This is a genomic window from Bradyrhizobium sp. USDA 4341, assembly GCF_054063755.1.
This window is the reverse complement of sequence record NZ_JBSSGO010000002.1, coordinates 4,217,947-4,231,755: the sequence shown is the minus strand read 5'-3', so window position 1 is coordinate 4,231,755 and position 13,809 is coordinate 4,217,947. Positions and strand designations below refer to the sequence as shown.

At 57.4% G+C, this 13,809-nt stretch carries 16 protein-coding genes and 1 pseudogene; 10 read left to right on the top strand and 7 right to left on the bottom strand.

The genetic code is table 11. The annotated features are described in order from the left end of the window. Window positions 1-8: 8 nt before the first annotated feature. The 6 genes from ACVIGB_RS26080 to ACVIGB_RS26055 all read left to right on the top strand — a co-directional run bounded on the left by ACVIGB_RS26080 (window position 9) and on the right by ACVIGB_RS26055 (window position 5,577). A complete protein-coding gene (locus tag ACVIGB_RS26080; protein ID WP_456720485.1) occupies window positions 9-503 on the top strand; it encodes a GNAT family N-acetyltransferase in 495 nt (164 codons plus the stop codon). Then, window positions 494-1,714: a Coenzyme F420 hydrogenase/dehydrogenase, beta subunit C-terminal domain gene (locus ACVIGB_RS26075; protein WP_456720486.1), complete on the top strand. Its 1,221-nt coding sequence runs from the start codon at window positions 494-496 to the stop codon at window positions 1,712-1,714. Before ACVIGB_RS26080 ends, ACVIGB_RS26075 begins: the two co-directional genes overlap by 10 nt. Beyond that, entirely contained in the window at window positions 1,711-3,057 is a 1,347-nt protein-coding gene (locus ACVIGB_RS26070) for a 3-phosphoshikimate 1-carboxyvinyltransferase (protein WP_456720487.1), read from the top strand. Before ACVIGB_RS26075 ends, ACVIGB_RS26070 begins: the two co-directional genes overlap by 4 nt. Further along, window positions 3,054-4,067, top strand: a complete 1,014-nt coding sequence (locus ACVIGB_RS26065) for a hypothetical protein (RefSeq protein ID WP_456720488.1) — start codon at window positions 3,054-3,056, stop codon at window positions 4,065-4,067. Before ACVIGB_RS26070 ends, ACVIGB_RS26065 begins: the two co-directional genes overlap by 4 nt. A gap of 205 nt (window positions 4,068-4,272) precedes the next feature. After that, a complete protein-coding gene (locus ACVIGB_RS26060; protein ID WP_456720489.1) occupies window positions 4,273-4,815 on the top strand; it encodes a hypothetical protein in 543 nt (180 codons plus the stop codon). 138 nt (window positions 4,816-4,953) lie between these two features. Continuing rightward, complete coding sequence (locus ACVIGB_RS26055; protein WP_456720490.1) at window positions 4,954-5,577, top strand: hypothetical protein; 624 nt, start codon at window positions 4,954-4,956, stop codon at window positions 5,575-5,577. A gap of 195 nt (window positions 5,578-5,772) precedes the next feature. Here ACVIGB_RS26055 and ACVIGB_RS26050 read toward each other — a convergent pair. The 3 genes and pseudogenes from ACVIGB_RS26050 to ACVIGB_RS26040 all read right to left on the bottom strand — a co-directional run bounded on the left by ACVIGB_RS26050 (window position 5,773) and on the right by ACVIGB_RS26040 (window position 7,492). Continuing rightward, window positions 5,773-6,605: pseudogene (locus ACVIGB_RS26050) on the bottom strand (glycine betaine ABC transporter substrate-binding protein). Further along, window positions 6,602-7,099, bottom strand: a complete 498-nt coding sequence (locus ACVIGB_RS26045) for a GNAT family N-acetyltransferase (RefSeq protein WP_456720491.1) — start codon at window positions 7,097-7,099, stop codon at window positions 6,602-6,604. Before ACVIGB_RS26045 ends, ACVIGB_RS26050 begins: the two are co-directional and overlap by 4 nt. Window positions 7,100-7,102: 3 nt before the next feature. Next, entirely contained in the window at window positions 7,103-7,492 is a 390-nt protein-coding gene (locus ACVIGB_RS26040) for a hypothetical protein (protein ID WP_456720492.1), read from the bottom strand. A 372-nt stretch (window positions 7,493-7,864) separates the two neighbouring features. Between ACVIGB_RS26040 and ACVIGB_RS26035 the strand changes: the two genes are divergently transcribed. Further along, entirely contained in the window at window positions 7,865-8,161 is a 297-nt protein-coding gene (locus ACVIGB_RS26035; protein WP_456720493.1) for a bestrophin-like domain, read from the top strand. A 584-nt stretch (window positions 8,162-8,745) separates the two neighbouring features. Here ACVIGB_RS26035 and ACVIGB_RS26030 read toward each other — a convergent pair. Next, window positions 8,746-9,087, bottom strand: coding sequence for an integration host factor subunit beta (locus tag ACVIGB_RS26030; protein WP_456720494.1), 342 nt, complete (start codon window positions 9,085-9,087; stop codon window positions 8,746-8,748). A 263-nt stretch (window positions 9,088-9,350) separates the two neighbouring features. Here ACVIGB_RS26030 and ACVIGB_RS26025 point away from each other — a divergent pair, with 263 nt between their 5' ends. The 3 genes from ACVIGB_RS26025 (at window position 9,351) to ACVIGB_RS26015 (ending at window position 10,394) form a co-directional block, all read left to right on the top strand. Beyond that, on the top strand, window positions 9,351-9,671 hold the full coding sequence (locus ACVIGB_RS26025) for a hypothetical protein (protein ID WP_456720495.1): 321 nt from the start codon (window positions 9,351-9,353) through the stop codon (window positions 9,669-9,671). 53 nt (window positions 9,672-9,724) lie between these two features. Next, window positions 9,725-9,967, top strand: a complete 243-nt coding sequence (locus ACVIGB_RS26020) for a hypothetical protein (RefSeq protein WP_456720496.1) — start codon at window positions 9,725-9,727, stop codon at window positions 9,965-9,967. Between the two features lie 154 nt (window positions 9,968-10,121). Continuing rightward, entirely contained in the window at window positions 10,122-10,394 is a 273-nt protein-coding gene (locus tag ACVIGB_RS26015) for a hypothetical protein (RefSeq protein WP_456720497.1), read from the top strand. On the opposite strand, the gene ACVIGB_RS26010 is transcribed toward ACVIGB_RS26015, so the two are convergent. From ACVIGB_RS26010 to ACVIGB_RS26000, 3 genes are all read right to left on the bottom strand, one after another. Beyond that, the gene (locus tag ACVIGB_RS26010; RefSeq protein WP_456749384.1) at window positions 10,342-10,494 is read right to left on the bottom strand and encodes a MerR family DNA-binding transcriptional regulator; all 153 of its coding nucleotides are present in this window, start codon (window positions 10,492-10,494) and stop codon (window positions 10,342-10,344) included. The genes ACVIGB_RS26015 and ACVIGB_RS26010 overlap by 53 nt on opposite strands. Window positions 10,495-10,646: 152 nt before the next feature. Then, a complete protein-coding gene (locus ACVIGB_RS26005; protein WP_456720499.1) occupies window positions 10,647-11,996 on the bottom strand; it encodes an FAD/NAD(P)-binding protein in 1,350 nt (449 codons plus the stop codon). A gap of 354 nt (window positions 11,997-12,350) precedes the next feature. Continuing rightward, window positions 12,351-13,718 (bottom strand): styrene monooxygenase/indole monooxygenase family protein, encoded by a 1,368-nt coding sequence (locus ACVIGB_RS26000; protein ID WP_456720500.1) that lies wholly within the window; start codon window positions 13,716-13,718, stop codon window positions 12,351-12,353. Between the last annotated feature and the right edge of the window lie 91 nt (window positions 13,719-13,809).

The following is a 13,809-nucleotide window of genomic DNA, read 5'->3' as shown; positions in this document are numbered from 1 at the left end:
AGGACGACATGACCGTACCAGCTATACGGATCAGACCCGCAACCGAATCGGACGTCGATTCTATATTCCGGGTACACCGGAATTCCGTGGAGACCCTGTGTCGCCAGGAATACTCGGCGGCGCAGCTTGCGATGTGGCTCCATGGCCGGGACCCAAGCATCTACCTCGATGCTGTTCAAAAAGAATCGATCTGGGTCGCTGAGGGCGATCTCATCGTCGGCTTCGTGGAAATTGATGGTGTTGAAGTGACCAAACTCTTCGTGGCTGAAGACGGATCCTTTCGTGGCGTCGGAAAGCAACTCTTGCAAACGGCTCTAAATCGGATCGCAGCATCCGGGGCGACGAAAGCGTATCTCGAAGCCACTCTTACGGCGGTGAAGTTCTACGAGAAATACGGCTTCCAAGCCGTAGGGCAAGGCGTGTTTACAAGAGGCAACAGCGCCGTACAGCTCGAAATCGTAAAGATGGAGCTCGATCTCGAAGGGAGAGGTTCGTGTCAGTAGCAAAGCTCCTTGAAGAGGTATTGGCTGTCGAGCTGTGCACCGGTTGCGGTGCGTGTGGGTTGGTATGCCCTCACAATCTCATTCAATTCGATCAGGATAGTGTCCGGCCGAAACTCGACTTCGACACCGCCATATGCGCCGACTGCAATCACTGTCATGCGGTGTGTCCTGGGCTCGATCCCGAAACGGATACATCCGAAATACACCTCTATGGCCGCCATCGTACGGCGGATGAACGCTGGTTGGGCATTTTCACCGCTTTCTTTGGAGCGCATTCGACGTCGGAGGAGATTCGACGCGTCTCGTCGAGCGGCGGAGCCGTCACGACTCTTCTGCTGGCGTCCAAGATACGGCTTGACGTGCGGCACATTTTGACAATGGGCCGGGATCCGGCGGAGGGATGGCGTGCCAGTCCGGTTGTGTCGGATGCGGAAGACGCAGTTATCGCGAATTCGCAATCGACGTATCAGCTGGCGCCGTATCTCAATGCGCTTCGCGAAACATATGACCGTGTTCCAAATGAAAACATCGCCGTGGTTGGCCTCGCCTGCCACGTGCAGGCTATTCGCAAACTGCAACGACAAGAGACCGCGATCGGCCGTTGGGCGAAGCAACGTGTTGTGCTGATCATCGAAACGGCATGCTCGTCAAATACGTTGCCCGCCGGCACATCCAGCATCATCTCCGATGTTCTTCTTGGAGATCCACAGCGGACCGTAAACGTGAAATATCGTGAGGGAGCCTATCCAGGGAAATTCCAGGCGACGGACGTCGATCAAGAAAAACGCTCGGTGGAGTTTTGGCAGATCCTTAACAAGCTCAAGGAGAACAAGACTCATCGCTGTCTTACCTGCGGAGATTGGATGAGCGGCCTGGCCGACATCAGCGTTTGCGACGGAGATCCCAACATATTCGGCGCAAGCCTTAATGGTGAAACTGTCGCCAAGCACGCCCGAGTCCTCGTGCGGACAGAGAGAGGCTCCGAGATCTTCGAATACGCGGCAGATGCTGCACTACTCGATCGATGGCCGATCGATCTGGCGGGTTTCAACCTTGGGCTTGAGCGCAAGAAAAATCGCAGACGTCACTATGAACAGACGGATCGTCCGATCCCGTTTGGCCCAAGTGCTGGCGAAAGGTATCAGCTTGCGGAGTTGCGTACCGACGAAGAGCTGATCAACCCCGACATGTATAGGAGCTCAATGTCGTGATCAGCTATCCGGATGTGGAGGTTGGTGGAACTATTAGCAATAGCCGAGCCTCTTGGCCACGCGTTGACGCTTATCTTCCCTCAGATAAATCAATCAGTCACCGGTTGTTGCTGTTTGCCGCTCTGTCCGACAAACCTGTCGAGATTGACGATCTAAATACGGGAGTGGCCGTGCGGCTGCTTTTGGAGGCGTTGGCCCATCTGGGTATTGAGATCGAGCACAACCAAGACGGCCGGAAGACTATCCTTCGTGGCAGCTTGCGCGATCTTCCTAAGGTGGGTGTTCCCACTGTCCAACTCGGGCCGTCCAGCGCGGCAGCCCGATTGTTGATTGGTGCGCTGGTGGGTTTGGGTAGGAATTGCATTGTCGATGGAGATGAGACGCTCCGAAAGAGGCCATTCGATTGGATCGTGGATCCATTGACTCAAATGGGAGGTCAGTTGGAGTACCTCGGCGAGGGCGGTTCGCTGCCGATACGCATCTTTGCTGGTGATTTCAAAGGCGGCGAGGTGCGGACACGTATTGGAAGCGCACAGGCCGTATCCGCACTGATGTTCGCCGGCATTGCTGGGCGCCGCCGCGTCGTAATCGAATACCCGGTACTCGCTAGAAATCATACCCAGATCATGGCTGCCAGTTTCGGAGACTCAGTTAATGAGGCAGACAATCGTGTGATTTATATGCCCCGACATTTCCGGATGCCGGGGCAAGCCAAGGTACCTAAAGATCCGTCCGCCATCGCTTACATCGCTGCGCTTTTCTGGCTGATCAATCGGAATAATCCGGAGGCGGTGTTCGAGGTAAGGGACGTCTGTCTCAATCGTACCCGGCTGGGTTTCTTCGAATGGATGGCCAGGTGCGGCTTCGACCTCGAAATTCAAGAGGCGGGCACTGCATGCGGAGAGCCAATTGGGACCCTGCAGCTGCGCGGCGGAGGTATCTTGCGGGCAGTTGATCTCAATAACAAAGAGACCTTCCACGCCATGATCGACGAGATTCCTCTGGCGTCCGCCATATGCTGCCTGCTTCCTGGCGAGGCGACTTTTCGTGATCTTTTCGAGCTTACATTCAAGGAGACCGACCGCATTGCGGCGACACGCGAAATGTTGTCACAGCTCGGACTCCGGGTGGAGGTCAATGGCTTTCATATTCACATGCGGGGACAACAAACTGTTAAGCCTCAACCCAACGTTCCATCGTTCGGCGATCATCGGCTATCCATGACTGCGCAGGTGATACTCCTGGCGCACCAGCTAAGTGCGCGCGTGGTCGGCGGGGCCTGCGTTCGGACCTCGTTTCCGGACTTTGGCAAGTGCATGGACAGTCTGGTAGCCGCGACATGAGCGTGTTGAAGCGATACACGATTGTTGCTGAAGGGGCGTCTGGAGTCGGCCTTCATTGGGACGACGTGCCGGAAATCTGCGATACCGAAGTGCTGGTCCGGGTCACGCATTCCTTGGTTAGTCCGGGAACTGAACGTCACTACATTTCAGAGCTACGTAAGATTGACGACCGCCTGGCGCTTGGCTACTGCGCTGTTGGTGTCGTTATTGCGACCGGCAGCCTTGTCGAGCACGTTCGCTGTGACGATGACGTCCTTGCCATGGGTTGGAATATCGCGACCCACTCGAACTACATCAGGGTTCCGAGGAAACTCGTATCCAAAATGGATCGAAGCACCAAGCCGGAACACGCCATTCTTGCGACGATTGGAGCAACCGCTGTCCACGCGTGCGATCGAGCTGGCCTGGCAGAAGATGATCGGGCGTTGATCGTAGGAATGGGACTGGTTGGCACAATGATCGCGCTCGTCGCCCATGCGGCGGGCTGTCAGGTTTGGGCATCAGACCGCGACCCAGCGCTTGTCGAGCCGGCCCTGTGCTGGACACCCTTCGGGTTGGATCGTCCTAACGAAATCAAGCTTCGCTTCAGCAAAATATTCCTTTGCATTGACTCGGATGTCGGCGAGATCTTCCCGCGGCTTGTGCAATTGCTTGATGTCAATGGCAATGGCAGGTCTCGGTCCCGGGTCGTCAACGTTGGCAGGATCACCGGCGGACTTGCCCTGTCTCCGGCTCTTGGAAATTTCGACATTATCAACGCTTCCCGATGTGGGGCGGGATACCGCGACGATCTTTACCATCATGGATTAAGGGATGTTTCGACCGTGGATGGCGAGGCCCGCGTAGACGAAAATCTTCGACGTTGCCTCAAGATTGTATCCAACTCTCAGGGGCTACTGCAGCGTCTGGATTACCGATCCTATCAACTTGACGAGGCGATCGAGCGATACAACAGCCGCGGGTTCTTTCCGGCCGGGATCAATCTAATCAGCCATGCAAGTGTTGGGTAGCCCAGCACGGCCAATTGCCTGTTCGCCTGGTCACGTTGCCACTTGGGTCTCTTGGAAGCGCGAACAAAATGACTGGACGCCAAGAAGACGAGAATGCTGCGGACGAGGTGTTATGAGAGTCGTCTTTCTTCCGGATTTTGTCGCCTATCCAATATGCTACTTTCGCATGTTGAGAGAACTAGGCTCGCGCGTGAGAAGTGAGAGCGTGAATTATAACGATCACTGGCCGTACGGGTCCGTCGCAGCACTTGGAGCTGCAATTGCTAGCAGTCGCGGCTGTGATGAGATCGATGCGATCGTTGGGTACTCGTTTGGCGCCTTCGTTGCCATTGAAGTGGCGGAAGTTCTCTTTCGAAGAGGGGCCATGGCACGGCTGCATCTGATCGATCCACCCGACAGGAGAAGGCTTGGCTCAACCAATCCGATCGATATTGAGACCAGATTGAGGGCCAATCCAGCCTACCAGTACTTGTTCGATTTGATTGAGTGCGGCTTGACCAGTCCGGACTGCGTGCTCAGCAACATTAGCCTTTTGACTGATGTTGCTACGCCTCTTCAAATCAACCTTCCTTGTACCGTTTTTGTCGCCGGCGATCACACCAGTTCGATGGCTCAATTGGAGCAATTCCACTTTTTGCATCAAGATACGAAGATCGTGTACTGCCCCGGATTCAACCACAATAGTATTGTAGATTGTAGGGAGATCGTAGACGCGCTTTCCTCCTGTGAACATAGTTCGAACTTGTGACGGAACCCCGAGGCTATGCCGGCCGCTACGGCTTGGGACCCGCGCGGGTTCAGCTGCTAGTGATCTCGTGGATCCGATACTTTCCGTGAAATGCTAGAGCCCGGCGGTGACTGCATCCCTGTAAACGAGGACCGAGAAATGAGCATAGGAGTGGATCCCTTCGCTGGACCAGATATCGTGTTATCAGAGATAACAGTGTGCGATTTGGAGCAGGCAGATATCGAAAGGATTCTGAATTATTGGTTTGGGCCATCGTCGGAGGACCTGCGCACGACATTGGGGATTGATCCGAAGAAGATGCCAAGCCGGCGATTGATGCGGGAGGGTCTTGCGCTTAAGGCAAGTCAGAAGAGCGTCCCCTCAACGATCTTGATAGTGAGGGTAAGGGATATCGGCATCGGCATGCATGAATTGACTCACATTGAACCGAATGTGAGCGCGACCATGCACGCTCATATCTGGAATGCAGAACATCGTGGACGTGGAATCGGCGCCATTTCTTACATTCGGGCAATGGAACGCTTTTTTGCCGCCCATAAGTTGCAACGGATTATGTTCGATACACCACGCAAGCATCTGGCATCGAACAGACTTAAGCATGCCTGGGGTATATTGCCGGCGAGCACAGGAACGTTTTCTATCTCCACGATGGCAGAACCGATCGAGACAGCGCGCTACCAAGTCGAACGCTCGGACATGGCTGGAATTGTCGATCGCGTGGAACGAAATTGGAAATACAGAGCGCAACGCGTGCAGGAATGAGCGTTTATGATTGCGGAACTCACGATTGTTGAATCGTTCGATCGTATTCATCTCCAGTCCGATGTTAGCGTTATCATCTAGGAGCGTCTGATCATCCTTGGGCAGCAGGTCGGCGACGTTGTTGGCGGGATAGATTTCATTCATGAGCCGCGTCCACTGTGTGCGTGGACTATTTTGACACTCTGGGCCCTGCGGCTACGGCCCGCTGATCCTCTGCCACAGCCAACGGGCCACCGGGGCGGGCGAGGAGTTCGCATTGCTGCCACTGGCGCGCAAATTGGCTTCGCGCATCGTCGCAATGTCGATCCGCTCAAGGAGCGGCTTCAGCGCCTCCTGCAACGCCGCATCATGCGCGCGCCGCGGTGCCAGCAGCAGGACCGCATCATAGGGCGGGATCGCGTGCTTGGGATCCGTCAGCGTCTCCAGGTCGTATTCCTTGATCCGCCCCTCGCTGGTATAGCCAGCGATGACGTCGACGTCGCCGCTAGCCACTGCCGCATACATGAAATCCGGCTGCATCTGTCGTTGCGTGCGGAATGAGAGGCCGTAAGCCTTTTGCAGGGCGGTCCATTCGGGGCGCGAGAAGAACTCGTAGTCGCCCGCAATCGACAGCGTCGGCGCTTGTGCGGCCAGGTCAGTGATTGAATGAATAGCGAGTGCATCGGCGCGCTGCCGCGGCATCACCATCGCATAAGCGCGCCGAGCAGGGTGATGTCCTGCTTCGCCAGGGTCTCCTTCAAATCGCCAAGCAATGTTTCGCGCGGCGGCATGTCGGTGCGGTGAAACTGGGTGACCCACAGCGTGCCGGAATAATCCACATAGACGTCGATGTTGTTGGCCGCGAGCGCCTGGAAAATCACGCTGGAGCCGAGGCCTTCGCGCGTCGAGGCCTGCAATCCCGCCGCCTGCAGCCGCTGCTCGATCAGCGCGGAAAGCACATATTGCTCGGCAAACGTTTTGGCGCCGACGACGTAGGTCGACGGCGCCCACGTACGCGTCGCGAAAGCCCATCCGGTCTGAGAACTCATCCCAGCTGTAGCGGATATCCTCGGGAAACACCGTTTCCAGCGATTACATCATCTCGAATCAAGGTAGGGGTAGTCACCGTGAAGCATTCGATCCGCAATTGCGGAACATTGGCGTTGAGCCGTGCTTCGAGACGCGCGAGGATTGCGTCGATGCCTGGCTGATTCTCTGGCCCAAATAACGACATCGAGCGGCGGAACAGCCTGCCGCTGTCCGGATAATCCGCTTCCGCCCGGAACTGCAGTCGTTCGTAGAACCTCATAAGAGGTGATCCCGCGGGATCGAACCGGGTCAGCAGACAAGCTTGCGGAATTCCACGAACAGACGCAGTGCGCAGAGCCAGCTCCACGAGTGCAGAGCCAAGCCCCTTTTGCCGCTGGTCTGCGCGTACCGCAAGCTCATCAATATAGACGGCGTCATTGGGCAGTAAGCTACTGCGGAAGGTCAGCGCCATCCCCACCATTGCGCCGCCGCTGCGAACGACAATCAGCGTCACATCTCATTGGCGCATTCGTTCGGCGTAGTATTGCTCATCGACGGAGGCATATTCCGGAAAAGCCTGCCGATGCAGCGCCAGCAGTTCGGCACAGGTCGCATTACCGATCGCGCGATGGATCTCAAAATGAGCATCAGGAAGCGCTGGCCTGAGCGAGACTTCCGTCTGCTTCAGCCTTTCTTCGGACCGACGCGTGAGTTCGGCTTCCCGGTCCCCCGGCCGGTCCAAGAAGGCCACCTCGGATCCCTCAATAGCTGTCTTCTCTTTGTTGGGAATCGAGTTCAACAGATGGCGCGCTCCCAGAAAGCTGAGCCCGGCCACGGTTTTCATAGCGATCACGTGTCGCGTCTGTCCGCTGAAATCCTGCGCAATGGCATCAAGAATCGCTGACATCCTGCGCCACTAGTTAGGTGTCTTAGCGAGGTGATCTGGCGGCGCCCGGAGTTTGCCCATGCAAAAGCCATGGAAAAATTCTGAGAGAACAATGATCCTTAAGCGAACGAACCATCCCTGAACCATTCTGTTGTGGCCCTTGGTTGTGCTTCACTAGCAATATATTATTGGGCGGCTCGCTGCTCATATGTTTGTGATCGAAGTCGTCGCCTTGCAATTCAGGATCGCCTAACCCAATGATCAGAGCCTGGTTGGACTTTCCAGCATTTGAATTGTTCGCGGTCCTCATCGCCCTTTACGCAACGACTGGCGCTGTCATTGTGATCGCGAGTTGCAGCCCTGCAACGGTTGTGCTGGTGCGCCGTAGATGGCGTGGTCGCTCCGTTTTTCGGCACGGTCGGAGTGTTGTTTGCGTTCCTGACCGGTTTTTTGGCCAATGATATAACCGGTCGCAACCGTCAAGCGGCCCGCGCGGTGAACTCAGAGGCGGCAACCTCAGTTCGTGTCCCTGATGGAATCGATTGCCGCCACCGAAGACTGAGCGCTGGCGGCAGTCAGATCGTGCCGTCGCGCACGCGATCGACCAACCCCGAGATACCCGATGGCTTGACGGCGAGGGCCAAGTCAGTAACCTCGTTAGCGGGACGACTGAGGTGTCAAACTAGCTAGCTAGGTTCGTCACGATCCCAAATGAAAGAGTGGCTGCGAGTCGGATTAACTAGAGGACTGCCCTTGTGATTGAAGCGCAGACCGTCTCTGTTTGGACAGATGAGGAGACAGATGGTAGTGTGTCACCTCTGCAGCTCGTCGAGGCACTTTCAACCTTCGAGAAGTCCGTAGCGACGCGCCGACTGATCCGTAAGAGCGAGGAACGCAATGTTAAGTGCGATCTTCGTGTTCCGCTCCTCCCGGATTGTCAAGTGCATTCGGGCGAGCTGGGCCGGGCCTTACGAAAGGTTTGGCGCGCGGCGATGGAGGCGGGCAGCCCTGGAGACCAGTTCATCCTTGACCTATCCATCGACCCGAATTCTCGGCTGGTGGTGCAAGCGCAGCGTAGAGATCAATGAGGCGGAGCGACGCTTGGCAGATCCTTGGCGCCAGAGGGTTCCGAAGTAGACGCGGTCGCAGATCGACGCGATGCCTAATATATAAGTTGTCGAACTACTCGTGCTCGATCTGCGTATCTCCCCGAGAACCCGGTCGCATCGGCTGATCGCGACATTCGGACGAGGTTGGCCCCCAAGGCACGGGTATCACCACCCCCGCTGGGGTACGAGTTGCCTTGTGACATCAAAAGTTGCGGTCTCCCGCCGTGCGTCGCGGTTCAAGCGCTTGTGCATTTCCTTGCTCGCTCTGAAAAGCGGAAGGCGTTTTTTGTCGACTTGTACGAACTCGCCTGTTCGCGGATTTCTCCCCGTGCGAGCCTGCCGTTGCTTGGTGGAAAAGACGCCGAAACCACGAAGCTCAACCCGATCTCCACGCGCGAGCGCAGCAGCGATCTCAGCGAGGATTGCGCTTACGACGCTATCGACATCGCGCTGATAGAGGTGCGGATTCCGGCCAGCGATACGCTCAACGAGTTCGGACCTAATCATCGACGCTCGCGTCCATAGATTTTGCGAACGAGCATTTCCTCGAAAGCACCAGCGCCTGTCAAGCCGCAACAGACGCCCTGACGATGGTCGACGGGCGGCGCGAAGCAATTTATTGCAAGCCCAACCGATCCAGGCCGGCTTAAATGATCGGCACTGACGGAGCAGCGCGAGCATGCAGCCCATTCAGATTGAACTGATTGAGAACTCCCCCACGCTAGCGCTGACCTTGGCCCGATTGCGGGGCCTGTCGGCTCGAGGCGGAAGTGTTGCGGCGCGCCGGCCGCGCCGCAACCCAAGTCCGGCGCCAGATCGACAGTGTCGAGCGGACTGTATGTCGCGGGGTGGAGCCGATCGGTAATTACAGCTTGCGCATGTCGTTCTCCGACGGTTATGACCGGAAGACGATCAATCGGACGCGCGTTCCCCTCGAGAAGGAGGAGAGCATTCGGTGGCTGGACAATGTCCGGCAATTGGCGGAGCTGCTGGGCGGTCCGGGACGATGCGTTCATGTCGGTGATCGCGAGAGCGACATCTATGAGCTGTTTCTGCGCGGCTCGAGAAGCTGGAACGCATTTCGTGATTAGGGACTTGTGTTAATCGTTTGGCTGCGGATGGCGATCACACGATCGCCGACGAAATGGACGAGGTCGTCGTCAAAGGCCTGCATCGCATTGACGTCAGAAACAATAACGGCGATCCCGATGAAGCCGTTCTCGAGATCAGATATCGCAAGATTCGCGCCCTGCCGCCGATCGGACAGCAGAAGTGCTACCCCGCGCTGACCTTGACGGTGATCCACGCCGAAGAGCGCGTGACGCCAAAGAACAGAAAGAAAATCGAGTGGAAGATCTGCCTGCTAGCTCCCGCACCGACGCCATAGAGAAGCTCGAACGGTATACTTTGAGATGGACGATCGAGGTGTTCCATAAGATACTCAAATCAGGCCACAAAGCTGAGGAGTCGAAGCTTAGGACCGCCCAGCGTCTGACCAATCTGATCTCGCTCGTTGTATCCTGAGTTGGTAGGTCTTCTGGATGGCGATGCTCAACCGTTCCGCTCCAGACGCGCCGCTAACCCTCGCGTTGTCTGCAACTGAAATCGGTGTGCTTGATCACCTCGTCAACGACAAACCAAGAGCAAGACAGAAAACGCTCTCGCACTATCTGATCAAGATCGCCCGGCTCGACAGGTATCTCGCCCGCGCCAGCGATTCGCCCGCCGGCAATACGGTTATGTGGCGCGGGCTGTCGCGCCTCACTGACATCGCGCTGGGCGCCATGGTTGGAGGAGAACTTGTGGGTAATTGAAACTCGGTGTGCGGCGCGGTTCGATCAGACCTTCGGCTTCGTAGTGCCGGAGTACACGGGCACTAACGTTCAGATGACGAGCTGCCTCCTGAATTCTCATCGCAATCTCCTGTCGACGGTCGCCCAACCCCTTCTCTCTAACGTCAATGTCAAGTGCGGTCTCCATGGCTTCGATCAGGGGCTTGCGGGGCATTTCACGGTGTCCGACCCAGAGTTTCGGTATCGCAGATCTGTTCAACTGGCGCCCGTCGCCTAATCGCGAGCGACCAGATGCGCGGCAAGCTCCGCGCACTGGTTGCGGATGTCGGGTATCGCGTTGACTTCCCAAAAGGCCGCCCGCGTGAGCGGGCCGACGGCGAACAATCGTCGAGAGGGAACTCCGCTACGATTGACGATTGCGCACTCCGCAGCAACCTCAATGCCGATACGCAAGGGATCAACCCGCGCAAGCCCGTGATCCAGCAGGCAGCGCACGGCCGGGTTGCTGGTGACGCCGGGATCTCTGACGATACCAGTGCAATCAACGATCGCTCCGACCTGTAGTTCGGACGGGCGCCTGTCACCGCGCCGACGATAGCGAACCAGCGCGCCCCCTTCGTTCGGTTCGACTGCGGCCAATTTTCCCGCGATCAGGATGAGACGCTGGGCAGCCAGCGCCTGCGCGATGCGGGTCTCAACCTCGGGGGCCATCCGGTGGCGATGCACGTCCCACCAGGCGCGGGCATGCTCGAGAAAGCGGCGCTTGGAAAGCTCCGGAAGCTGATGCCAGAGGCGTTGGGTGAAAGGTCTGATGGCGTCGACCACGCTGCGCCACTCGCCGCCCTTGGCGACGTGCGCTTCGATGAGCTGCCGAAACCAGTGCAACAGAGCGCTCATGCTCGCTCCAAAGGGAATCTCGTGTTCCTCGATCCGCATGGGATCAACAGGACGATGGGCTTTCGCCAGCAGGCCGCGACGCGACATTGCAACAATCGGTCCCTGATGTCCTTTGCGCATCAGGGACAGCACGTAATCTACCATGGTCAGCCCGGTGCCAAGGATCAGCACTGTTGCCTGCTTGTCGACGGCATCAGACGGTGGAACCCAGGGATCGGCACTGCAAGAAAGGTTGGCGGCTGCGGCGTCATGCCCGGTCGCGAATATCGCGACGTCGCCGCTGTAACTCCGGCGATCGCCCAAGGTGATCGCAACGTCCGCGGGGTTTTCCCGGACGTCGACGCATTCGCCCTGCACGATGGCGAGGCGCCCCGTTCCGTCGCTCGCCATGAGAGGTTCGACAAGGCTGGCGAGATAGTCGCCGTAGATGCGGCGGGGAACGAAGCAGTAGGGATCCGGGCACAATGGGCCGTCGGGGCGTGTGCAGAGCCAATGCCAGAAGTGCTCCGGCTCGTCGGGCAGCGCGCTCATATTCGCAACGCGCACGTTGAGCAGGTGTTCCGGATTACCCGTGTGATAGGCAAGACCGCGTCCAATCTCGGGTCGTTTTTCGATCAATGTTACGCGAAAATTGAAGGCAGGATTTTTCAGAAGCTGATAGGCCAGCAGAACCCCGCTGGCACCGCCGCCGATGATGATCGCATGTCGCCCAGCCTGATCGTTCATACGCGGCCCCGAAGTTGCTGGTTGATTGATTTCAACGACGCTATCGGATCACGCTAGCGCGGAAATGCGTTGATACTCGGAATGAGAAGATTATTGTGCCAGTAGGCCTCGCCTGGCGCCCGAGTAAGGCGCGGCATCGAGCCTCATCTCCGCGAGGTTTGGCTGGCACCTATGTCTGGCCGAATTATCCGATCATCAGTATGCAACATCAGTGCCGATGTGATCCGACATCGCCAGCCGCAAATGGCTTCTCGGCTGCGAGTCGAACAGCTGTCAGCATCTGCTGCCTCCTCCGGACCGGGGGGCGATTGAGTTTCAAATTATGGCCCTTTCTGCTCGCTTTGGGTTCAATGGTTACGGGACAACTCCGCGATCGCCCGCTTGTGCGCGCGAAAACTGCTGTGGGCGCGTAAACCTTGCCAAGACATTCTCCGCCGGCTCGCCCGCCAGATCCGAAATGAACTTGGCTATCTGCTCTCGAGTCTGGACGCCAAGCAGTGGCCGCGGTTCTGAGAGAAAGTCGAAGAACGCGCTTCCAACCCGTGCGTTGACTGCGGCGGCCGGGAACAGAAGTTCGGCATGCGCCGCGTATTTCGCTTCACCGAGAAACAGCCGGGTGACTTCCGTTGCCGCCTCGGCGCGATAAGCCCAATGCTTGCTGAACTGCTCCTGCAGCCACTCTTGCGTGATCTTGCCCTTGTGCTCCTTCAGCGCTCTAATCAGCAGTGCGGATTGAACGACAGCATTTTGCGCTCCCTGACCACCAATTGGATCAAAGGAGACCGCTGCATCGCCGATCGCGGCAACAGAGTGCCCATTTCTGGTGCTGGCAACGGCACGACGAACCGTCGGCGTGACTGCGCCGAGGAACCAGGAGTGGGGGTCGTCATGCAGAGGTTCGAGCTGTTCGATCAGCGCGACATCTTCCGGAAAATACGTCGCAAACAAGTCCACGACAGCGTCGCGGGCGGTCTGGGTATCCACCACAGAATTGAACAAGTCGATCCACGGGCTGCCGGGCTTTGCAAAACCGATGAACGCCCGTGTGGCGCCGAGATCCTTGTGCAAATATGGGCCAAAGAACGTCTCGCCAAACTCGGCATGAATGTTGAACCAATTGTGCCTGCCACCGTCAGAGCTGCGATAGACGAACTGATGATCGGCACGATCGAACTCCTTGAACGTCGCGAGCAGCAGGTGCCGCTGCGGTTCGGCGTAAATGGTGCGATCCGGGTCAACTGGAAACAGCGACGACAAGCCACCTTTGCCGGTCGCGACGAGGGTGAGATCAGCTGTCGCGGCAATTGCGTCCAGATCCTCCAGTGTGACAGCACGCACGATGAATTTGCCACCGCGCGCCAGGAAGCGACCAAGGCGGTCGTCGGCACGGAGGCGGGTATCAACCGCCTGTGCTCTATAGTTGAAAGGCCGATCGAACTCGATAACCGGGGCTCGGGCGTCGCCGGCACCGGAGAAGATGCGGACGCTCATCCCGGTGCTGTTTCCAACGTTGTAGAGATTCTCGATGATCTCAGCGTCGTATTCGAGTGACTTGCCGAAATAGACGGCCGTGCCTGTGGGGGGCACAGCGTTGCGCAATGACGCGCGATCTCGATCACTGTAAATCGTGACGTCAAAATCTGCGTTCACGAGCCCCAGCCCCGCCGTTGTTCCAGCAAGACCGGCTCCGACGATCACGACTTTCCGTTTGGTGTTGGACACTCGTCTCTCCCGGAAAAGCGATAACTTGAACTAGGAATAAGGAACCCGGGGTGTGACGGCATCTCGTGCGCTGCACGACGTTGCCGACAAC

Excerpts from the sequence above, each read along its gene's own strand:
- ACVIGB_RS26010 (WP_456749384.1), bottom strand. The coding sequence starts at position 10,494 with ATGAGAATTCAGGAGGCAGCTCGTCATCTGAACGTTAGTGCCCGTGTA.
- ACVIGB_RS26030 (WP_456720494.1), bottom strand. The coding sequence starts at position 9,087 with ATGATTAGGTCCGAACTCGTTGAGCGTATCGCTGGCCGGAATCCGCAC.
- ACVIGB_RS26055 (WP_456720490.1), top strand. The coding sequence starts at position 4,954 with ATGAGCATAGGAGTGGATCCCTTCGCTGGACCAGATATCGTGTTATCA.
- ACVIGB_RS26020 (WP_456720496.1), top strand. The coding sequence starts at position 9,725 with ATGGACGAGGTCGTCGTCAAAGGCCTGCATCGCATTGACGTCAGAAAC.
- ACVIGB_RS26040 (WP_456720492.1), bottom strand. The coding sequence starts at position 7,492 with ATGTCAGCGATTCTTGATGCCATTGCGCAGGATTTCAGCGGACAGACG.
- ACVIGB_RS26080 (WP_456720485.1), top strand. The coding sequence starts at position 9 with ATGACCGTACCAGCTATACGGATCAGACCCGCAACCGAATCGGACGTC.
- ACVIGB_RS26005 (WP_456720499.1), bottom strand. The coding sequence starts at position 11,996 with ATGAACGATCAGGCTGGGCGACATGCGATCATCATCGGCGGCGGTGCC.
- ACVIGB_RS26065 (WP_456720488.1), top strand. The coding sequence starts at position 3,054 with ATGAGCGTGTTGAAGCGATACACGATTGTTGCTGAAGGGGCGTCTGGA.
- ACVIGB_RS26015 (WP_456720497.1), top strand. The coding sequence starts at position 10,122 with ATGGCGATGCTCAACCGTTCCGCTCCAGACGCGCCGCTAACCCTCGCG.